30 protein-coding genes and 1 pseudogene are annotated in these 19,067 nt (G+C 55.5%); 10 read left to right on the forward strand and 21 right to left on the reverse strand.

Features of this window, described 5'->3' with window-relative positions; genetic code table 11:
• Positions 1-128 precede the first annotated feature (128 nt).
• Together I9187_RS21010 and tuf are read left to right on the forward strand one after the other, a co-directional pair.
• Positions 129-1,955 (forward strand): amidohydrolase, encoded by a 1,827-nt coding sequence (locus I9187_RS21010; RefSeq protein WP_171620001.1) that lies wholly within the window; start codon positions 129-131, stop codon positions 1,953-1,955.
• Between the two features lie 34 nt (positions 1,956-1,989).
• A pseudogene (gene tuf, locus I9187_RS21015) lies at positions 1,990-2,130 on the forward strand (elongation factor Tu); the annotation flags it as partial.
• 93 nt (positions 2,131-2,223) lie between these two features.
• On the opposite strand, the gene I9187_RS21020 reads toward tuf, so the two are convergent.
• Positions 2,224-3,288 (reverse strand): DUF1214 domain-containing protein, encoded by a 1,065-nt coding sequence (locus I9187_RS21020; RefSeq protein WP_216599166.1) that lies wholly within the window; start codon positions 3,286-3,288, stop codon positions 2,224-2,226.
• A 346-nt stretch (positions 3,289-3,634) separates the two neighbouring features.
• Here I9187_RS21020 and rpsJ point away from each other — a divergent pair, with 346 nt between their 5' ends.
• Genes rpsJ through I9187_RS21045 form a run of 5 tightly spaced genes read left to right on the forward strand, consistent with a single transcriptional unit; the run spans position 3,635 to position 6,229 of the window.
• Positions 3,635-3,949 carry a 30S ribosomal protein S10 gene (gene rpsJ, locus I9187_RS21025; RefSeq protein WP_008756422.1) on the forward strand — a complete coding sequence of 105 codons (315 nt, stop codon included), beginning with the start codon at positions 3,635-3,637 and terminating at the stop codon, positions 3,947-3,949.
• Positions 3,950-3,967: 18 nt separating this feature from the next.
• Complete coding sequence (rplC, locus tag I9187_RS21030) at positions 3,968-4,693, forward strand: 50S ribosomal protein L3 (protein WP_170574972.1); 726 nt, start codon at positions 3,968-3,970, stop codon at positions 4,691-4,693.
• The gene (rplD, locus tag I9187_RS21035) at positions 4,690-5,307 is read left to right on the forward strand and encodes a 50S ribosomal protein L4 (protein ID WP_068340788.1); all 618 of its coding nucleotides are present in this window, start codon (positions 4,690-4,692) and stop codon (positions 5,305-5,307) included. The genes rplC and rplD overlap by 4 nt, the downstream gene beginning before the upstream one ends.
• Positions 5,304-5,600, forward strand: coding sequence for a 50S ribosomal protein L23 (locus tag I9187_RS21040; protein WP_008757532.1), 297 nt, complete (start codon positions 5,304-5,306; stop codon positions 5,598-5,600). The genes rplD and I9187_RS21040 overlap by 4 nt, the downstream gene beginning before the upstream one ends.
• Positions 5,597-6,229, forward strand: a complete 633-nt coding sequence (locus I9187_RS21045; RefSeq protein ID WP_171181590.1) for a hypothetical protein — start codon at positions 5,597-5,599, stop codon at positions 6,227-6,229. Before I9187_RS21040 ends, I9187_RS21045 begins: the two co-directional genes overlap by 4 nt.
• Positions 6,230-6,496: 267 nt before the next feature.
• Here I9187_RS21045 and I9187_RS21050 read toward each other — a convergent pair whose 3' ends face one another.
• The 19 genes from I9187_RS21050 to rplB form a co-directional block, all read right to left on the reverse strand.
• Positions 6,497-6,709: a DUF1127 domain-containing protein gene (locus I9187_RS21050; RefSeq protein ID WP_171181592.1), complete on the reverse strand. Its 213-nt coding sequence runs from the start codon at positions 6,707-6,709 to the stop codon at positions 6,497-6,499.
• A 303-nt stretch (positions 6,710-7,012) separates the two neighbouring features.
• The gene (gene rpmD, locus I9187_RS21055; protein WP_050605831.1) at positions 7,013-7,201 is read right to left on the reverse strand and encodes a 50S ribosomal protein L30; all 189 of its coding nucleotides are present in this window, start codon (positions 7,199-7,201) and stop codon (positions 7,013-7,015) included.
• Between the two features lie 12 nt (positions 7,202-7,213).
• Positions 7,214-7,783, reverse strand: coding sequence for a 30S ribosomal protein S5 (gene rpsE / locus I9187_RS21060; RefSeq protein WP_155148691.1), 570 nt, complete (start codon positions 7,781-7,783; stop codon positions 7,214-7,216).
• A 116-nt stretch (positions 7,784-7,899) separates the two neighbouring features.
• On the reverse strand, positions 7,900-8,259 hold the full coding sequence (rplR, locus tag I9187_RS21065) for a 50S ribosomal protein L18 (RefSeq protein ID WP_039523386.1): 360 nt from the start codon (positions 8,257-8,259) through the stop codon (positions 7,900-7,902).
• 11 nt (positions 8,260-8,270) lie between these two features.
• On the reverse strand, positions 8,271-8,804 hold the full coding sequence (rplF, locus tag I9187_RS21070; protein WP_170467582.1) for a 50S ribosomal protein L6: 534 nt from the start codon (positions 8,802-8,804) through the stop codon (positions 8,271-8,273).
• An 11-nt stretch (positions 8,805-8,815) separates the two neighbouring features.
• Positions 8,816-9,208 (reverse strand): 30S ribosomal protein S8, encoded by a 393-nt coding sequence (gene rpsH / locus I9187_RS21075; RefSeq protein WP_171181595.1) that lies wholly within the window; start codon positions 9,206-9,208, stop codon positions 8,816-8,818.
• Between the two features lie 13 nt (positions 9,209-9,221).
• Positions 9,222-9,527: a 30S ribosomal protein S14 gene (gene rpsN, locus I9187_RS21080; RefSeq protein WP_068340744.1), complete on the reverse strand. Its 306-nt coding sequence runs from the start codon at positions 9,525-9,527 to the stop codon at positions 9,222-9,224.
• Positions 9,528-9,546: 19 nt separating this feature from the next.
• Positions 9,547-10,107, reverse strand: a complete 561-nt coding sequence (gene rplE, locus I9187_RS21085) for a 50S ribosomal protein L5 (RefSeq protein WP_171181607.1) — start codon at positions 10,105-10,107, stop codon at positions 9,547-9,549.
• Entirely contained in the window at positions 10,100-10,411 is a 312-nt protein-coding gene (gene rplX / locus I9187_RS21090; protein WP_171092002.1) for a 50S ribosomal protein L24, read from the reverse strand. The genes rplE and rplX overlap by 8 nt, the downstream gene beginning before the upstream one ends.
• Positions 10,412-10,413: 2 nt before the next feature.
• Positions 10,414-10,782: a 50S ribosomal protein L14 gene (gene rplN / locus I9187_RS21095; RefSeq protein WP_008757934.1), complete on the reverse strand. Its 369-nt coding sequence runs from the start codon at positions 10,780-10,782 to the stop codon at positions 10,414-10,416.
• A gap of 75 nt (positions 10,783-10,857) precedes the next feature.
• Positions 10,858-11,088 (reverse strand): 30S ribosomal protein S17, encoded by a 231-nt coding sequence (rpsQ, locus tag I9187_RS21100; protein ID WP_171181609.1) that lies wholly within the window; start codon positions 11,086-11,088, stop codon positions 10,858-10,860.
• 4 nt (positions 11,089-11,092) lie between these two features.
• Positions 11,093-11,299 (reverse strand): 50S ribosomal protein L29, encoded by a 207-nt coding sequence (gene rpmC / locus I9187_RS21105; protein WP_010437082.1) that lies wholly within the window; start codon positions 11,297-11,299, stop codon positions 11,093-11,095.
• Positions 11,300-11,494: 195 nt separating this feature from the next.
• Positions 11,495-11,917 (reverse strand): ester cyclase, encoded by a 423-nt coding sequence (locus I9187_RS21110; protein ID WP_171181611.1) that lies wholly within the window; start codon positions 11,915-11,917, stop codon positions 11,495-11,497.
• Between the two features lie 108 nt (positions 11,918-12,025).
• The gene (locus tag I9187_RS21115) at positions 12,026-12,646 is read right to left on the reverse strand and encodes a 2OG-Fe(II) oxygenase family protein (protein WP_171181613.1); all 621 of its coding nucleotides are present in this window, start codon (positions 12,644-12,646) and stop codon (positions 12,026-12,028) included.
• A gap of 235 nt (positions 12,647-12,881) precedes the next feature.
• The gene (gene rplP / locus I9187_RS21120) at positions 12,882-13,295 is read right to left on the reverse strand and encodes a 50S ribosomal protein L16 (protein ID WP_117872242.1); all 414 of its coding nucleotides are present in this window, start codon (positions 13,293-13,295) and stop codon (positions 12,882-12,884) included.
• Positions 13,296-13,307: 12 nt separating this feature from the next.
• Positions 13,308-14,015: a 30S ribosomal protein S3 gene (gene rpsC, locus I9187_RS21125; protein WP_171091997.1), complete on the reverse strand. Its 708-nt coding sequence runs from the start codon at positions 14,013-14,015 to the stop codon at positions 13,308-13,310.
• Positions 14,015-14,395, reverse strand: coding sequence for a 50S ribosomal protein L22 (gene rplV / locus I9187_RS21130; RefSeq protein ID WP_039538267.1), 381 nt, complete (start codon positions 14,393-14,395; stop codon positions 14,015-14,017). The genes rpsC and rplV overlap by 1 nt, the downstream gene beginning before the upstream one ends.
• A 3-nt stretch (positions 14,396-14,398) precedes the next feature.
• Positions 14,399-14,677 carry a 30S ribosomal protein S19 gene (gene rpsS / locus I9187_RS21135; RefSeq protein ID WP_005980699.1) on the reverse strand — a complete coding sequence of 93 codons (279 nt, stop codon included), beginning with the start codon at positions 14,675-14,677 and terminating at the stop codon, positions 14,399-14,401.
• Between the two features lie 3 nt (positions 14,678-14,680).
• A complete protein-coding gene (gene rplB, locus I9187_RS21140) occupies positions 14,681-15,523 on the reverse strand; it encodes a 50S ribosomal protein L2 (RefSeq protein WP_008757664.1) in 843 nt (280 codons plus the stop codon).
• A gap of 475 nt (positions 15,524-15,998) precedes the next feature.
• On the opposite strand from rplB, the gene I9187_RS21145 reads away from it, so the two are divergent.
• Together I9187_RS21145 and I9187_RS21150 are read left to right on the forward strand one after the other, a co-directional pair.
• Positions 15,999-16,466, forward strand: coding sequence for a helix-turn-helix domain-containing protein (locus tag I9187_RS21145; RefSeq protein WP_209940327.1), 468 nt, complete (start codon positions 15,999-16,001; stop codon positions 16,464-16,466).
• Positions 16,463-16,966 carry a PIN domain-containing protein gene (locus I9187_RS21150; protein WP_209940328.1) on the forward strand — a complete coding sequence of 168 codons (504 nt, stop codon included), beginning with the start codon at positions 16,463-16,465 and terminating at the stop codon, positions 16,964-16,966. Before I9187_RS21145 ends, I9187_RS21150 begins: the two co-directional genes overlap by 4 nt.
• Before the next feature lie 259 nt (positions 16,967-17,225).
• Here I9187_RS21150 and I9187_RS21155 read toward each other — a convergent pair whose 3' ends face one another.
• The gene (locus tag I9187_RS21155) at positions 17,226-18,260 is read right to left on the reverse strand and encodes a fatty acid desaturase (protein ID WP_171181618.1); all 1,035 of its coding nucleotides are present in this window, start codon (positions 18,258-18,260) and stop codon (positions 17,226-17,228) included.
• 318 nt (positions 18,261-18,578) lie between these two features.
• On the opposite strand from I9187_RS21155, the gene rplO reads away from it, so the two are divergent.
• A complete protein-coding gene (gene rplO / locus I9187_RS21160) occupies positions 18,579-19,052 on the forward strand; it encodes a 50S ribosomal protein L15 (protein ID WP_171091991.1) in 474 nt (157 codons plus the stop codon).
• Positions 19,053-19,067: the final 15 nt, after the last annotated feature.

Consider the following 19,067-nt stretch of genomic DNA (forward strand, 5'->3'; position numbering starts at 1 on the left):
CAGCCCGGCACATCGGTGAGACTAAGAAGGCCGCTCCCTAAGGGGCGGCCTTTTTCTTTTTCGCAAACGTCCACCGAGATGCTAAACTCTTTCGTATTGGATTATTGCAATTCGAAAGAGGTCATAAGATGCACGTATCGGCATGTTCGCTCTGTCTTGTTGCGGCAATTGCTTTTTCATCTAGTTCGGCGTTGTCCCAACAAATCGCGGATCGCATTTACCTAGGCGGGCCAATCGTCACGATGCATGACGATGACCCCTCTGCCGAGGCGGTCGCGGTCAAAGACGGGCGCATTCTGGCTGTTGGATCGCTGTCTGACCTGTCTGTGCATCAAGGTGATGGAACGGAAACATTCGATTTGAACGGACGGGCGATGCTGCCGGGCTTCGTGGACAGCCACGGACATGTTGTCATGGGAGGATTGCAGGCGCTGTCAGCCAACCTTCTCGCGCCACCCGATGGCGAGGTCGTTGATATCGCAAGTCTGCAATCCACGCTGACTGACTGGGCCGAGGAGAATGCGCAGGCCGTTGAACAGGTCAAAATGATCATTGGCTTTGGCTACGACAATGCTCAACTGCAGGAATTGCGCCACCCTACACGGCAAGAACTGGACGTGGTGTCCGAAGACTTGCCTATCATCATCATTCATCAGTCCGGGCATCTGGGTGTCGCAAATTCCAAAGCTCTGGAGTTGGCAGGCATCACCGCCGCTTCTGAGGCACCACCCGGTGGTGTAATTCAGCGTGATGAAGCAGGAGAGCCAAACGGTGTTCTGGAAGAATACGCCTTCTTTTCGGTTCTCGTACCCATGTTGGGAAATCTGGGTGAGGACGGCTTGGCTGCCTTCGCCCGAGCCGGAACCGAACTTTGGGCAAAGTTTGGATATACGACCGGACAAGAAGGCCGTTCTTCTGGCGAAATTGTAGAAGTTCTTAGGAAAGTTGCGGCCGAAGACGGACTTCCAATCGACGTTGTAGCGTTTCCGGATGTTCTAGAGGCCAGGGAATTTATCGGTGCCAATACCTCAGAGGACTATGAAGACCGGGTTCGGGTCGGGGGCTGCAAGCTTACGATTGACGGCTCGCCTCAGGGTTTTACTGCGTTGCGGGATCGACCCTATTTTGATCCGGTTGGAAATTACGCTGCTGGGTATGCGGGATATGCAGCCATTACAATGGAGCAACTCCAAGATGCCGTGAACTGGTGTTATGAAAACGGCTTTCAGATTTTGGTGCATTCGAATGGTGAAGGGGCCTCTGACATGCTGATTGCCGCATTGGAAGAAGCGCAGATGAAGTATGGTGACCCCGGCAACCGTCCGGTTCTGGTGCACGGTCAGTTCTTACGAGAAGACCAGGTTGCCAGCTTCAAGCGCCTTGGCGTGTTCCCCTCCCTTTTCCCGATGCACACATTCTATTGGGGGGACTGGCATCGGGATCACACCGTTGGGCCGGTCAATGCCGACAACATCTCACCCACCGGGTGGCTGCACGAACGGGACATGATGTTTGGCACGCATCATGATGCCCCGGTGGCCTTTCCAGACAGCATGCGGGTCCTTGCGGCAACGGTCACGCGTCGCACACGGTCGGGCGACATTTTGGGCCCGCATCAGAGGGTTGATGTCATGACCGCCCTGAAGGCCATGACGATTTGGCCCGCATGGCAACACTTTGAGGAAGATGAGAAGGGTTCGATCGAAGTGGGGAAGGTCGCCGATTTTGTGATCTTGTCCGATGATCCAACATCCATCGACCCCGAGACGTTGGCCGAACTGGAGGTGCTTGTGACTGTCAAAGGGGATGAGGTTGTCTATGAAGCCCAAGAGAGTGTGAAAGAAGGCAATTTGCAGTTTTCACCTTTTTCGAATGACCCGGTGATTGCGCATGTTTTCTTGCATGCGATCTATCAGGGAATGAAGGTAGAAGAGCCGTGGCTTGTACGGAATTAGGCTAAGGATTTAGGTTTCGGTTGCTTGAAGCCCTGAAATAGTCATGCCTGACCAAAACGCGTCGTTCAGCGTTGAGCTGATCGCACCGATCGCAACGGAAATAGGCCTCCGCTTCGCGACCCGCGGAGGCGACCGCACCGTCGGCGCTTGCGTTGTCTCGAAAATCATCGAGTAAGGCGCGCTTGCCGCAACTCGGTTGAACTAAAGAAGGCCGTCCCATATCGGGGCGGCCTTTTCTTGCAACAGCTTATAAATCAGGCTTTTGCGTTCAGTCCGTGGACACTGGGACAGCCTTGGGGAAAGTCCACGTTCCATCAAGGATTTCGGGACCAGGTTGATACAGGCGCACTGCATAGTTCCACCCATCTGTCAACGGGATGCAGTTTACGCGTCCGTCACCGCATCCGCCAAGATGAACAGTCATGCTGCCGTCATCGTTTTCCGCGCCTGAAACAGAGTTTACATTGTAGACGCCGGTTTCGTTTTCCTCAAAAAAGCCATCCGCGTTGTAGACGCTGATGGACCAAAAGGCGTCCACCGGGACCGCAGCCGGGATATCGATTTTATATTCACCAACAGGGCGATTGGGGTCAATCGACAGATAGAAGGCGGATTCTTCCGGCAATCCCCCCCAGCCAAAAGCAGCGCCCAGAAAGTGGCGGATGGGGTCCACTTCACTTTTGGGACCAAACGTGGCCCGGCTATCAGGAATAAACCGGCTGAGCGATAGCGCAGCTTGCAATACGCCATCAAAACTTTTCTCGTCATAATGAGGCGAGATAAAGGGTTTTGCGGACTTTGCCTCTAAAGTGATTTTGTCTTGCAAAGCAGAAACTTCCGCGATGTCATCGGGATCGCTGGCATCCACTAGAAGCCTCACAATCATCACGACAAAAGGGGTGTCGAACGTGTCAAAATCCAATTCATAGGTTCCAGCGCCCAGAAACACCTTGTTCATATAGTGATCCTGATTGACGATCTGGGCCGAGATGTAGCGGTTCCCTCCGTCCGGTAAGGTGAGGGTTGCTCCTTCGGTGATGTCAATGACTGCCATACTGTAAAGGGTGTCCCGATTCATGCGGATCGTGGGTTGTTGGTCAATCGGGGTAGGTTCTCGAATGTGCAAAACTTTGTTGATACCGCCAGATAGTGCCACGTATTTCCCAAACTCGATATCCGTGGCGGCCCGTACAAAATTGTCGACCGTGACAGGAACATTGCGACTGTCAAAGAACTTTCTCAGGTCATTCGATGCGCCTTGTGCGGCAGAATCGTCAAAAGGCATTGTCAGTGCAGCGCCAAGGAGCACAGCAGTTGCAACATGCTTAAGCATCGTGATTCTCCTTTGGTAAAAATGGGTCGACCACTATCCCACGGGGGTGCCAGTTCAATTTGGTCTATGACTATCCGAGACAGAGTTTAATGATTGCGGCTTTCGTATGCATTGAGGTAAATCAAAGGCTGACCCGCGATGACGAGCAAGCGCCTCACTATCGGGTAGCTGCCTCGAGCAGTGTTGAAATTTCCCCCCTTGCCAAACCCCACCAATCCCACTAATACGCGCGAGTTCTCAATAAGAACATCAAGGCGGGATGATTCCCGCCTTTTGGGTTCGAAGAGGGTTGGCGATGCGCGTCTGTCCTCCTCTCAACCTCAACGCCTGATAAAAGGCTGTTAATATGCAAAGCCAAAACATCCGTATTCGGCTGAAGGCATTTGACTATCGCGTTCTGGATGCCAGCACGCAAGAGATCGTCAACACTGCCAAGCGGACCGGCGCGAACGTGCGCGGCCCGATCCCGCTGCCGAACAAGATTGAGAAGTTCACGGTTCTCCGTGGCCCTCACGTTGACAAGAAATCCCGCGACCAGTTCGAGATCCGCACGCACAAGCGTCTGCTCGACATCGTTGATCCGACCCCCCAGACCGTAGACGCGCTGATGAAGCTCGACCTCGCTGCTGGTGTGGACGTCGAGATCAAGCTGCAGTCGTAAGATCGGAGGGTATAGATTATGCGCTCTGGTATTATCGCAAAAAAAGTTGGCATGACCCGCCTGTTCATGGAAGACGGCAAGCAGATCCCTGTGACCGTTCTTCACCTGGACAACCTGCAGGTCGTTGCACAGCGTACCGCTGACAAAGACGGCTACACCGCCGTTCAGCTGGGCGCCGGTGCTGCCAAGGCAAAACGCACCTCGAAGGCCATGCGCGGCCACTACGCCGCTGCAAAGGTCGAGCCCAAGCGTAAGCTGGCCGAGTTCCGCGTCTCTGAAGATGGCCTGATCGAAGTGGGCGCCGAGATTTCGGCAGAACACTTCCTGGAAGGTCAGAAAGTTGACGTTTCGGGTACCTCGATCGGTAAAGGCTTTGCCGGTGCAATGAAGCGCCACAACTTTGGTGGTCTGCGCGCCTCGCACGGTGTTTCGATCAGCCACCGTTCGCACGGTTCGACCGGTCAGTGTCAGGATCCGGGCAAGGTGTTCAAAGGCAAGAAGATGGCCGGTCACATGGGTGCTGCCCGTGTAACCACCCAGAACCTGGAAGTTGTCAAAACCGACGCCGACCGGAACCTGGTCTTCATCAAAGGCGCCGTTCCCGGACCGAAATCGGGCTGGGTCACCGTCAAGGACGCCGTGAAGAAGAAAGCACCGGAAGGCCTGCCTTTCCCGGCTGCTGTGAAATCGGCTGCAACCGAAGCACCTGCGGAAGAAGCTCCCGCGGAAGGTGGTGAAGCATGAAACTTGATGTAATCAAACTGGACGGCGGCAAAGCCGGCGACATCGAGCTGAACGCCGATCTGTTCGGTCTCGAGCCGCGTGCGGACATCCTGCACCGTGTGGTCCGTTGGCAGCGTAACAACGCGCAGGCCGGCACCCACAAGGTCAAGACCCGCTCGGAAACCAGCTACTCGACCAAGAAGATCTATCGCCAGAAGGGCACCGGTGGCGCACGCCATGGTGACCGCAACGCGCCGATCTTCCGCAAGGGTGGTATCTACAAGGGCCCGACCCCTCGTTCGCACGGCCACGACCTGCCGAAGAAGTTCCGCAAGCTTGGCCTGCGCCACGCTCTGTCGGCAAAAGCCAAAGCAGGTGAACTGGTTGTGATCGAGAACGCCGAAGCCGAAGGCAAGACCGCTGCTCTGGCCAAACAGGTTGCAAACCTGGGCTGGAAACGTGCTCTGGTCATCGACGGCGCGACCGTGAACGAAGGGTTCCTGAAAGCGTCCAAGAACATCGAAGGTCTGGATATCCTGCCGTCGATGGGCGCAAACGTCTATGACATCCTCAAGCGTGACACCCTGGTGCTCACCAAAGCGGCTGTCGAAGCACTGGAGGCTCGTCTGAAATGAGCGCGAAGGCAGAACACTACGACGTGATCCGCAAGCCGATCATCACCGAAAAGTCGACCATGGCGTCCGAAAACGGCGCGGTTGTCTTTGAAGTGGCGATCGACAGCAACAAGCCGCAGATCAAAGAGGCCGTTGAGGCTCTGTTTGGTGTGAAGGTCAAGGCGGTGAACACCACCGTGACCAAAGGCAAGGTCAAGCGGTTCCGCGGCCAACTGGGCCGTCGGAAAGACGTCAAAAAAGCATATGTGACCCTGGAAGAGGGCAACACCATCGACGTGAGCACCGGTCTTTGATCCGACGCTTACTGCGACTATTTACGGCCTCGGCGGATCAACCCGCCGAGGCCGATTTCGTTTCAGACCCTGAGACCACGCGTACACAAGTGCTGGAGAAGATGCGCGCGTTCAGCGCCGAACCGTATTTCCAGATTGCTGACGAGCAACTGGGGCTTTTGTCTGTTTTCGATGATTTGAAATATGACCGGGCCGACGTAGACATGATCTCTCCGGCGATGCGTCGTCATGTGGTCGGCAAGCTTGGCCCATTGGGGTTCCGTCAGACCTCTGGTACGGTGCTTGAACACGCCGAGGCGGACATGCGCGTACACATCCCCAAATTCCACGCCTTGGGCGCGTCGCCGTTTGACATTGCGCGCTACACAGACAAGCGCCCGCAGGATTACTGCCTGCTGACCCCCACACAAGTTGCTTGCCAGTTCGTGGACCACTACGAGCTGGACGGTGCCGTGCAGCGGATCGAGTTGCTTGTTAAGAAACACCCGATCAACTTACTAAAACTGGCTGACTATCTGGAAGGGAAACCCAAGCACCGCGCGTTTCGCGAGGTATTAGGATACATCAAGCGTCAGCAGCGGTTGGCTGTGGAATCCGAACCTCTCTGCCGCAGGCGGTCTTTAGGGTAGGGGCCATGAGGTCGCTGAAGTTGTGGAGACACATTCCAGCCAGCTTATGAGGTGCCAGATGGCATTTGTGCTGCTTATGACAGTGCACCGGCTGCTCCTGTTGGGTGACAAACGACGCAGAGCCCGAATTTAGCGCCTTACAGCCGCTTTCGACCTTCTCGAGAGACCATGGGTCATCCGGCGCTGTCTGATCGCACTGTGGGCTTCTGGTTGAAACAGAAAAGGCGCCCTGTGGCGCCTTTGTGTTTTTGCTTCGGGTATCCGCGATTATGAGCAATAAACGTGCTTGTGCGCGATGTCCGCGATATCACAGCGACGGACGCCGATGTCATCCAGCTCGCGGTTGGTCAGGTTTTGCAGTTCGCGGTAAGTGCGCTGATACTCAGCCGCACGGGCGCGCGCGGTTTTCATCCGTTCGATCATGTTTGCAATCCGGGCGCTGAAGCCGAAGCCGGAGTGTGTCAGTGTAGCAGTTGTCATCTTCTTATTCCTTTCTCAAATCAGGGCGTATTCCCTGACGTTTCCTTTTTCGTGTTCCTTCATTGGACAAGCGTGAAATAGGGTTGAGAGGTATCGCTAACAACCGAATTTTCGGTCTACCGGCTATGCGTTTTCGGTATGTCCAACGTCAATCCTTACGCCGAACGGATAGGAATAGTTTCATCGTTTCTCATCCTTTTAACACAATGGATCAAAGCGACACGTCAGTTGGTGTTAAAGGCAAAAAAAAACGCCCCCGACCAAAGTCAGAGGCGTTCTTGGAAATTCTCGAAGGCTTCGCGCTTAGCCGCGTTCTTCGACGATTTCTACCAGATGCGGGATCTTGCGGATCATACCACGAACCGAAGGAGTATCTTCCAGCTCACGGGTTTTGTGCATCTTGTTCAGGCCCAGGCCGATCAGGGTTGCGCGCTGTTCGGCGGGGCGGCGGATCGGTGAACCGATCTGCTTGACGACGATGGTTTTTGCCATGGGTCGCTCTCCTTATGCTTCTGCTTCAGCAGCAGCCGGTGCTTCGTCCCGCTTGGGCAGGATGTCGGCAACTTTTTTACCACGACGCGCGGCAACCGAACGCGGGCTCTGCTCTTTCTGCAGGCCGTTGATGGTGGCGCGGATCATGTTGTACGGGTTCTGCGAGCCCAGCGACTTGGACACAACGTCTTTAACGCCCAGCATTTCGAACACGGCACGCATCGGACCACCGGCGATGATACCAGTACCTTCAGGTGCGGTGCGCATAACCACTTTACCAGCGCCGTGACGGCCTTCGATGTCGTGGTGCAGGGTCCGACCTTCGCGCAGCTGCACGCGGATCATTTGACGCTTGGCTTGTTCGGTCGCCTTACGGATGGCCTCAGGTACTTCTTTCGCTTTACCTTTGCCAAAGCCGACGCGGCCTTTCTGATCGCCGACAACCACCAGAGCGGCGAAGCCAAAGCGCTTACCACCTTTTACGGTTTTCGACACGCGGTTGATTGCGACCAGACGATCTGCAAATTCCGGTGCTTCTTCACGGTCGCGGCCACGGCCCCGACGGTTTTCACGTTCTGCCATTTGGCATCCCTTTTCTCATGTGGCGCTTGTGACGCCGTTTGCTTCAATCCAAGTGAGCCCCGACTGTTGCCGAGGCCCCCGGATCATCGGGGCAGCCGCAAAGCTGCCCGCAAGTCTTAGATCTTCAGACCACCTTCACGCGCAGCGTCGGCAACTGCCTTCACTTTGCCGTGGAACAGGAAGCCACCACGATCGAAATAGGCCTCTTCGACGCCTGCCTTCTTGGCACGCTCGGCGATGGCTGCGCCCACTTTGGTGGCCGCTTCGACGTTGTTCTTGCCAACAACACCCAGATCTTTCTCCAGGGTCGAGGCCGAGGCCAGGGTCACGCCACGAACGTCGTCGATCAGCTGAACGCTGATGTTTTTGTTCGAACGGTGAACCGACAGGCGTACACGGCCGGCGTTGACTTTGCGAAGTTTGTTCCGAACGCGCAGGCGGCGCTTCAGAAACAGGGTTCTTTTGCTGTTTGCCATTGTTTGCGTCCTTACTTCTTCTTGCCTTCCTTGCGGAAGATGAACTCGCCCTTATAGCGGATGCCCTTGCCTTTGTACGGCTCGGGACGGCGCCACTCGCGGATTTTGGCCGCGGTTTCGCCCACCAACTGCTGGTCGATACCTTCCACAACGATTTCGGTCTGCTTCGGCGCGGTGATGGTGACACCTTCCGGAGCAGTGAAATCAACATCGTGGCTGTAGCCCAGGTTCAGTTTCAGGGTGTTGCCCTGCATCTGAGCCCGGTAACCGACACCCTGGATCTCCAGCTCTTTTTTGAAGCCTGTGGTCACACCGGTTACCAGGTTGGCAACCATGGTGCGGCTCATGCCCCACTGCTGGCGGGCACGCTTGGACATGCCACGGGGGTCGATCTTGACCACGTTGTCTTCAACCGACAGCGTTACGTCGTCGGTGGCGGTGAAGCTGCGGGTGCCTTTCGGACCTTTCACTTCGATGGTCTGGCCGGACACAGAGGCGGTAACGCCGCTGGGCAGCTCGACCGGTTTTTTACCAATACGAGACATTGCAGACCTCCTTAGAAGACGGTGCAGAGCACTTCGCCGCCAACATTGTTGGAGCGAGCGTTTGCGTCCGACATCACACCTTTCGGAGTGCTGACAATCGACACGCCCAGACCCTGACGGACCTGCGGGATGTCATTGACGCCCATGTAAACACGACGACCGGGCTTTGAGACCCGCTTCAGTTCGCGAATAACAGGGGTGCCTTCGTAGTACTTCAGGCTGATTTCGATGGCCGGATGACCGTTTTCGCCGGTCGTCTTTTCATAGCCACGGATGTAGCCTTCGTCCGCCAGCACATCCAGAACCCAACCGCGCAGCTTGGAAGCCGGGGTGGAAACGGTGGATTTGCCGCGCAGTTGCGCGTTGCGGATACGGGTGAGCATATCGCCGATAGGATCATTCATATCTATGTCTCCCTTACCAGCTCGATTTCACCATGCCGGGGATCTGACCAGCAGAACCCAGCTCGCGCAGCGCGATACGGCTGACCTTCAGCTTACGGTAGTAAGCGTGGGGACGACCGGTCAGCTGACAACGGTTGTGCAGACGGGTAGCCGAGCTGTTGCGCGGCAGTTTCGCCAGTTTCAGACGCGCCTTGAAGCGCTCTTCCATCGGGCGGCTCTCGTCATTCGCGATTTCTTTCAGCTCGGCACGCTTTGCGGCATATTTGGCCACCAGGCGTTCGCGCTTCTTCTCGCGTTCGATCATTGCTTTTTTAGCCATGTCTCAATCCTCCCGGCGCTTACGCGTTGAATGGCATGTTGAATGCTTTCAACAGGCTCTTCGCTTCAGCGTCGGTTTTCGCTGTGGTGGCAATTACGATATCCAAGCCCCAGACCTCGTCGACCTTGTCGAAGTCGATTTCCGGGAACACGATGTGCTCTTTCATGCCCATGGCAAAGTTGCCACGACCATCGAAAGACGGCTTAACACCGCGGAAGTCACGAACGCGCGGCAGCGCGATGGTGATCAGACGATCCAGGAATTCGTACATCCGGTCGCCGCGCAGGGTCACTTTTGCACCCAGCGGCATGTCTTCACGGACGCGGAAACCCGCGATCGACTTCTTCGCCTTTGTTGCAACGGCCTTTTGACCAGCAATCGCAGTCAGATCCTCGACAGCAGCTTTCGCTTTCTTCGAGTCTTTGACCGCCTCAGCACCACAACCGATGTTCAGAACGATTTTTTCCAGCTTGGGCAGCTGCATGTCGTTCTTATAGCCGAACTCTTCTTTCAGAGCGGCACGGATGGTTTCAACGTACTGAGCTTTCAGACGCGGGGTGTAGGTTGCGTTATCAAGCATCGATCACGTCCCCTGTGGTCTTGGCGAAGCGGACCTTCTTGTCACCTTCCATGCGGAAGCCAACGCGGGTTGCTTTGCCGTTCTTGTCCAGCAGCGCCAGGTTCGACAGCTCGATCGGGTTTGCCTGAGGCAGGCGACCACCTTGCGAGGTTTGCGACTGACGGGTGTGGCGGATGGCGATGTTGATGCCATCGACAACAGCTTTACCGGCTTTCGGGTCAACCGAGGAAATGGTTCCCTCTTTGCCCTTATCCTTGCCGGCCAGCACGACGACCTTGTCGCCTTTGCGGAGTTTAGCAGCCATGATTACAGCACCTCCGGAGCCAGCGAGATGATTTTCATGAAGTTCTTGCCACGCAGTTCGCGAACAACGGGGCCAAAGATACGGGTACCTACGGGCTCGTTGTTGTTGTTCAGGATGACGGCGGCGTTGCGATCAAAACGGATCGCGGTGCCGTCTTCGCGACGGACTTCTTTGGCGGTGCGTACGACGACGGCCTTGCGGACGTCACCTTTCTTCACGCGGCCGCGCGGGATGGCTTCCTTCACCGAGACGACAATGATGTCGCCAACGGAGGCGTATTTACGCTTGGAACCACCCAGGACCTTGATGCACTGAACTCGGCGTGCGCCGGAGTTGTCAGCAACATCCAGATTGGTCTGCATCTGGATCATGTGGTTTCTCCCGACCTGTGGGGGCTGGTCTTGTTAAATCCCCCAGGGTTTCGACAAATGAAAAATCCCGGAAGCTTATGCTTCCAGAACTTCCCAACGTTTCGTCTTCGATTTCGGCGCGCATTCGATGATGCGTACGGTGTCGCCGACCTTGAAGGCGTTCTTTTCGTCGTGAGCCCGGTATTTCTTGGACTTACGAACGGTTTTTTGCAGCAGCGGGTGCTTGAAGCGGCGTTCGACAGATACGGTTACGGTCTGTTCGTTGGCGTCGCTGGTCACGGTGCCTTGCAGGATACGCTTGGGCATCTGATTACTCCTCGGATGCCGCAGCAGCGGCCTTTTCGTTCAGAATGGTTTTGACGCGGGCAGCATTGCGGCGGGCCGCTTTGATACCAGCTGTATTTTCCAGCTGACCGGTTGCCTGTTGAAAGCGCAGGTTAAAGCTTTCTTTCTTCAGGTTGGCCAGTTCCTCGCGGAGCTGGTCCGGGGTCTTGTCACGCAGTTCTTGGGCGTTCATCGCCTTTTTCCTTTGCTCAAAACACCAGAAGGCCCCCTTGCAGGGTCACCTTGGACCTGGTGGATGAATGATAGACATGCGAATCCCCCGACTCGGCCGGGGGACTTGCAGGATGCCGCCGTATAAGGGTTTAGGGGGTGGGTGGCAAGAGGAAGTTTCTAAAGGAAGAACATCCGCAAAAAATACACACGATCCTTACATTAAACCGAGGTTTCGAACGATTGTGGCACTGTCATAATAGTCGCGCCCTTCGACAACCATACCGTTCTTTACGCGCATTACAGAACAGTAGCGTACTTCGTATCGCTTACCCGTAGGTTCAAATTCTCCCAAACTGGAATGCAGGATACCAGTATGCGTACCGGTATTGTGAAACTCTACAATGGCCCACTCGCCACAATCGCTCACGATGACATTGTCAACGATACACTCCCCATCTGGAAATGCTTTTCGCCAACGCGCATAGTCTTCTTTATACGCGAGCTTTCCTATTTGCCTTTCACCACGGGCTACATCCTCAAACTTACAGTCATCAGAAATAACCTGCGCGCCACGTTCAGGGTCGCGCATGCCCCAGCTTTCGTGAAATTGGCGTACAACACGCTCTGCTTCTCTCATTACCGTTACTCCTCTATTAATGAGAGAGTAACGGCTGTAATTGAGATTGGCTTGTCCTAGTTTACCAGAACCCACAGAGTTCTAAGAGAACCCCTAACAGAGTGCACGCTACTCCCACTTGTAGTTGAAGCTGACGCTAATCCGTTCGTCCTCGGCCATGTTCATCGGCACCTCGTGGCGCAGCCAGCTTTCCCACAGTAGGACATCCCCTACCTGTGGCTTCATATAAATGAACGGCTGCAATTCCCGCCGACCACCTTTGAGACGCGTCGGCGCTGCCATCATGCGGCCTGAGCGCGGATCTTCCAGTTTCAACGCGCTCGCCCCTTCGGGCATCGCCACATAGGTCGTGCCAGAAATTACGCTGTGCGGGTGCAGGTGGCTGGAGTGCATACCACCTTCGGGCAGGATGTTGATCCACAGATCCTCCAGCTTCAGCTCTCCTTCACCAAGATCAAACTCCAGATCCTTGGCAAAGGCCGCCACGTGTTGATCCAGCACTTTCACCAGATCGGCAAAGATCGGGAACCGCCAGGGCAGATCCGTCAGCGAGGCATAGCTGGTATAGCCGGGATAGCCATTCTCTTCACACCAATCCTGTCCGGCCTCGTCATCTTCCGCGATAACAAGGCAAGAGTTTTCAAGCTCCTCCGAGTCTATTTTGGGATCAAACTCGGACAAAGCTGCGCGATAGAGACGGGTAACGAAAAGTGATTCAATCTGTGCCATGCGTCCTGTCTTAGACCAGTGATGCGGGGAAGGCGATGGCGGAAATGCGAGGCTCTGCCTCGCGCTCCGAGGTATTTTTGGCCAGATGAAAAATGGATTCCTGCTTCATCTGGCTAAAACTACCCCGGGGGAGGCGTGGCTTGCCGCGGCGGGGGCAGCGCCCCCAACATAAAACCCCCGCCGGTGTCCCGACGGGGGTCAATCTTTTTGCGAACTGGGCCTTAGCCCCAATCGCTTACCAGTCTTCGCGAACCACGACGCGGGTCTTGATCGGCAGCTTCATCGCGGCCAGGCGCAGGGCCTCGCGGGCGATGTCGTCATTGACACCGTCGATCTCGAACATCACGCGACCAGGCTTGACCTTGCAAACCCAGCGGTCCACCGAACCCTTACCTTTACCCATACGAACTTCGATCGGCTTTGCAGTGACCGGAGTGTCGGGGAAGATACGGATCCAGACACGACCCTGACGTTTCATGTGACGGGTCATGGCACGACGTGCAGCTTCGATCTGACGCGCGGTGACGCGTTCAGGCTGCAGAGCTTTCAGACCGTAAGTGCCAAAGTTCAGATCAGAGCCGCCTTTGGCTTCACCCTTGATCCGGCCTTTGTGCATCTTGCGGAATTTTGTACGCTTTGGTTGAAGCATCTCAATTCCCCCTTAGCGACGGCCGCCTGCACCGCGAGGTGCCGGACCATCCTGGAGTTCCTGTGCTTTACGGTCACGTGCCTGCGGATCGTGCTCCATGATCTCACCTTTGAAGATCCAGACCTTGATCCCGATGATCCCGTAAGGAGTCATCGCTTCGGCATGTGCGTAATCGATGTCGGCACGCAGGGTGTGCAGAGGCACGCGGCCTTCGCGGTACCACTCGGTCCGTGCGATTTCGGCACCACCCAGACGACCAGCGACGTTCACCCGGATACCCAGGGCGCCCATGCGCATGGCGTTCTGAACGGCACGTTTCATCGCGCGGCGGAACGAGACACGGCGTTCCAGCTGCTGAGCGATCGACTCGGCAACCAGTTGACCGTCGAGTTCCGGCTTGCGCACTTCGACGATGTTCAGGTGCAGTTCGCTGTCGGTCATCTTGGCCAGCTTCTTGCGCAGAACTTCGATGTCTGCACCCTTCTTGCCGATGATGACACCCGGACGTGCAGTGTGGATCGTGACGCGGCACTTCTTGTGCGGACGTTCGATGATCACACGTGCAACACCGGCCTGCTTGCACTCTTTGTTGATGAACTCACGGATCTTGATGTCTTCCAGCAGAAGATCACCGTAGTCCTTGGTATCAGCGTACCAACGGCTGTCCCAGGTGCGGTTGACCTGAAGGCGCATGCCGATCGGATTGACTTTATGTCCCATTAGGCTTGCTCCTCAACTTGACGCACCTTGATGGTGATCTCCGAGAACGGCTTCATGATCTTGCCGAAACGGCCACGGGCGCGCGGACGACCGCGCTTCATGACCAGGTTCTTGCCAACCCATGCTTCGGCGACGATCAGCTCGTCAACGTCCAGGTTGTGGTTGTTTTCGGCATTCGCGATTGCGGACTGCAGGCACTTCTTGACGTCCTGCGCGACACGCTTGTTCGAGAAAGTCAGGTCGGTCAGAGCCTTCTCAACTTTCTTGCCGCGGATCATTTGCGCAACCAGGTTCAGCTTCTGCGGGCTGGTGCGAAGCATGCGCGTTTTCGCCATTGCTTCGTTTTCAGCCACGCGGCGGGGGTTCTTTTCCTTGCCCATGACTTACTTCCGCTTCGCTTTTTTGTCTGCGGCATGGCCATAATAGGTACGGGTCGGCGAGTATTCACCGAACTTCTGACCAATCATGTCTTCCGAGACGTTGACGGGAATGTGCTTCTGGCCGTTGTACACACCAAAGGTCAGACCCACGAACTGGGGCAGAATGGTGGAACGACGCGACCAGATTTTGATGACTTCGTTGCGGCCCGACTCGCGCGCTGCTTCGGCTTTTTTCAGCACGTAAGCATCGACGAAAGGACCCTTCCAAACAGAGCGAGACATAGATTAACGTCCCTTCTTCTTGGCGTGCCGCGAGCGGATGATCAGCTTCTGGGACGCTTTGTTCTTGTTGCGGGTACGCTTACCCTTGGTGTCCTTACCCCACGGCGTAACCGGTGTACGGCCACCCGAGGTACGACCTTCACCACCACCGTGCGGGTGATCGATCGGGTTCATTGCAACACCACGAACCGACGGACGCACGCCTTTGTGGCGCATACGACCGGCTTTACCGAGGTTTTGGTTCGAGTTGTCGGGGTTGGACACGGCACCGACGGTGGCCATGCATTCCTGACGGACCATGCGCAGCTCGCCCGAGCTCAGACGGATCTGAGCGTAGCCGCCATCGCGACCAACGAACTGAGCGTAAGTACCGGCCGCACGTGCGATCTGACCGCCTTTGCCAGGCTTCATCTCGATGTTGTGGACGATGGTACCAATGGGCATGCCCGAGAACGGCATTGCGTTGCCCGGCTTGATGTCGGCCTTGGCGGATGCCACGACTTTGTCACCAACAGCCAGACGTTGCGGAGCCAGGATATATGCCTGCTCGCCGTCTTCGTATTTTACCAGTGCGATGAATGCGGTCCGGTTCGGGTCATATTCGATCCGCTCGACGGTTGCCGCGACATCAAATTTGTTCCGTTTGAAGTCAACGATCCGGTAGAGACGCTTTGCGCCACCGCCGCGGCGGCGTGAAGTGATCCGTCCGGTGTTGTTCCGGCCGCCCGATTTGGTCAAACCCTCAGTGAGAGACTTGACCGGACGTCCTTTCCAAAGCTCCGAACGGTCGATCAGCACCAGCCCGCGCTGGCCCGGCGTCGTCGGCTTGTACGACTTGAGTGCCATGCTTTCTGTCTTCCGTTTAGCAAGTGCAGGGGTTTTCCCTGCTATGTGATAGGCCCCCGTAGGTGCCAAGGGTATAGGGCCCCGAAGGTCCCCGGTTACAAATATCAGAGGCCCCGGAACGAATCCGAGGCCGCAAGATTGGGTGCGTTTAGCAGTGTTGGCGGTGGGTGTCTATAGGGAATTACTTGCGTTCTGCAATGCTGAGAAAGGTAGTTTACGAACGGCCAGCCAACTTGCACGCATAAGTTTTTCGATGCTACGCGCAAATCCCAATGGCTAGGCCAAATCGCTATCTGTAAAGAACTTTTGAATGCATCGCACCACAATTTAAACACATTTTTTACTTGATACTGTCAGAAAGTTGTTGCGAATATTGCGAATAGATCCATATAAATACACAACGGTGTGTGGAAAACTACCGAGCCCAGACAAGTAACTCTATCGAACCAACATATACAATAAGAGAGAACACGCTATGAATGCCGCGTTAAATGCGCCGGCCTTTGACGAACGCTTGCCAACTGAGTTGGAAAGCACAAACGCCGAGACGCTTAGACAAATCGTCGCCTCGCAAATCAAGGAGGACGGCGAAGCAGTAATAAACATATCTAATGTCGAGGGTGAGACGCAGCCAATCACGCTCTCGCCCGCACTTGCGCACTCTTTTTTAGAGTTGTTGCGGCTAGTTAGCAGTGGTCGAGGCTTCCAACTGATTCCACTGGATAGTCAACTGACCACGCAACAAGCAGCTGATATACTGAACGTTTCACGCCCTCATCTAATCAAATTGCTTGAAAGAGATGAAATCCCCTTTGATCGCGTTGGGAGACATAGGCGCATCAAAGCAAGCGACTTGATGGCATACAAAGACAAACGTGACACTGAGCGTGCTGACGCTCTTGCAGACCTTGCGGAATTTGACGGAGAGCACGGCCTACTTTGAACTATCAAGCTGACCGCTTCACGGCGCTGGCTGACGCTTGCGTGTTATCCAGCGCCCTTAAGCGAAATATTTTACTTTCCTTTGCCCAAGCTGAATTTTATCGCGTTCGATGGTCTAACAAGATCATGGATGAGACTGAACGAACTATAGTGAAGCTGCTTCAACGCAAAGAAATCGCCGAACCCGATAAGGGTGCGAAACGCCAGCGCAGTAATATGTGCCGAGCGTTTGAGGAAGCTATGGTCGAGGATTTCGAGGTTCTTGAACCTTCACTAGATGGCATTAACGAGAAAGATCGGCACGTTCTTGCAGCGGCAATTAAGACCTGCGCATCGGTTATCGTGACCGACAATCTGAAAGATTTCCCGCCGGAATATTGCGCGCCATTTGATATAGAGCCACTGTCGGCAGATAGTTTTTTTTGCCGACTGCATTTCATTGTCACCATCAGAAACCATGGCGACACTCAGAAGAATGCGCGAACGTCTCAAAAACCCTGAAATCACACCGGAAAAACTTGTTACACTCTGCGAGGGTGAAGCGATGCTAAAGACTGCTTCACTAATCCACGAATACAAGGCTGCCTTGTAAAACTGTTCAGACGACCGGTACAAAAAAACCGCTTTCGCGGGGTCTTTAACTCTCTCCAAGGACGGGTCCGATCAGCGACCGGAGGACACGGCGATGGAGCTGCCCTTTTCCAGGGTCACATAGGATTTCTTGGCGTCTTTCCGACGAACCAGCTGGCCACGGAACCCCTCACCCATAAAGCGCCCTCGCCTCGGCGAAGGACAGCAGGCGGCGGCTTTGCTCATCCCACAGATGCAGCCGTGCGTTGGCGAGGCTTTCGCGGATGGTCATCCGGTTGCTGTTGGCCAGCTCATCATGATCGCGCAGCACTTCGGGCAGGCGATAAAAGGGAATACGGCTGTAGAGGTGATGCACGTGGTGGATGCCGATATTGGCGGTGAACCACTGCAAGACCGACGGCAATATATAATGAGAGCTTCCGTGCAGCGCCGCTTCGTGCAGCTGCCAGTTCTCATCCGACTCCCAATGTGTGTCCTCGAACTGGTGCTGCACGTAGAACAGCCATACTCCGGCGGCTGCGGCAATCAGGGTTGAGGGCAGGAAGATCAGCAGCATCGGCATCAGGCCGCCAAAATAATAGACCGTCAGTAATATGGCCAGTATGGCGACATTGGTGGCCATGGCGCTGACCCAGAACCTGACGCTGTCGGTCAGGCCCAAGGGTAGGCGGTTCTGAAACAGAAACAGATAGCCGGGGCCAAACACGAACAGGGTGATCGGATTCCGATAGACGCGATACCAGAACCGGTTCATTGGCGTTTTGGCTTGATACTCGGCCACAGTCAGGGTGTGGATATCGCCCATCCCGCGCTTGCCCAGATTGCCCGAGCTGTTGTGATGCGTGGAATGCGTGCGACGCCAGACATCATAAGGTGTCAGGGTCAGAACGCCGATTCCGCGCCCGATCCAGTCACTGACCGTCCGGTTCTTGAAGAACGCGCCGTGTCCGCAATCATGCTGGATGGCAAAAAGGCGCAGCAGAAAGGCCGCATTGAGCACGGAAATCGCAAAGGCCAGCCAATAGCTGACAGACAGCGACATCCAGGACAACGCCCAAAGCGCGAAGAAGGGAACAATGCTGACGCCCAACTCGAACGTGCTTCGCAGTTGGTCCGGTTCGCGATATTTGGCAAGCGTTGTTACCCAGTCACGTGCGGCGGTTGTCTCCGGCTTGTCCCGAAGCGAGTGAGAAGGGTGAGTCATGCGCCTGCCAGTCTGGTGTTTACAGGCATCCCGATAGACTACCACTCCGGTATGGCAAGGGGTTTCTGCCAAAGTTGGTGGAATTCGTGCTCAAATAACGGTTAGAAACCGGCGAGGTCGCCCTTTTGGGAGCAGTTTACAGTCTGGTTCGGGTACCTTTGACTGCGCCGCAGAGCGGACGGCAATCTACAGACTTGCCAAGCTTGGCCATCGGGCCTATACGCCTGCGGTGGCTTTCCGCCATGAGAATCAAAACCAAGAAATGCCGTGTTTGGCCCATCACGCTTCGGGGGTCATATCCGGCTTAGGAGAAGCGAAATGAAACTGAACGAATTGCGCGACAATCCAGGCGCCGCACCTAAACGCACTCGCGTTGGCCGTGGTCCGGGTTCTGGCAAAGGTAAAATGGGTGGTCGTGGTATCAAAGGCCAGAAATCCCGCTCGGGTGTGGCCATCAATGGCTACGAAGGCGGTCAGATGCCATTGTACCAGCGTCTGCCCAAGCGTGGCTTCAGCAAGCCGAACCGCAAGGCATTCGCCGTTGTTAACCTGGGCCTGATCCAGAAGTTTGTCGAAGCCGGCAAGCTGGACGCTTCGGCTGCGATCACCGAAGACGCTTTGGTTGCGTCCGGTCTGGTCCGCCGCAAGCTGGACGGTATCCGCGTTCTGGCCAAAGGCGAAATCAGCGCCAAAGTGAACCTGGAAGTAACCGGTGCTTCGAAGTCTGCCGTTGAGGCAGTTGAAAAAGCGGGCGGTTCACTGAAGGTCACAAAAGCTGCTGCGGCAGAGTAATCGCTTGTGAGTGGG

The organism is Ruegeria sp. HKCCE4148, assembly GCF_017872495.1.
GTDB lineage: Bacteria > Pseudomonadota > Alphaproteobacteria > Rhodobacterales > Rhodobacteraceae > Ruegeria.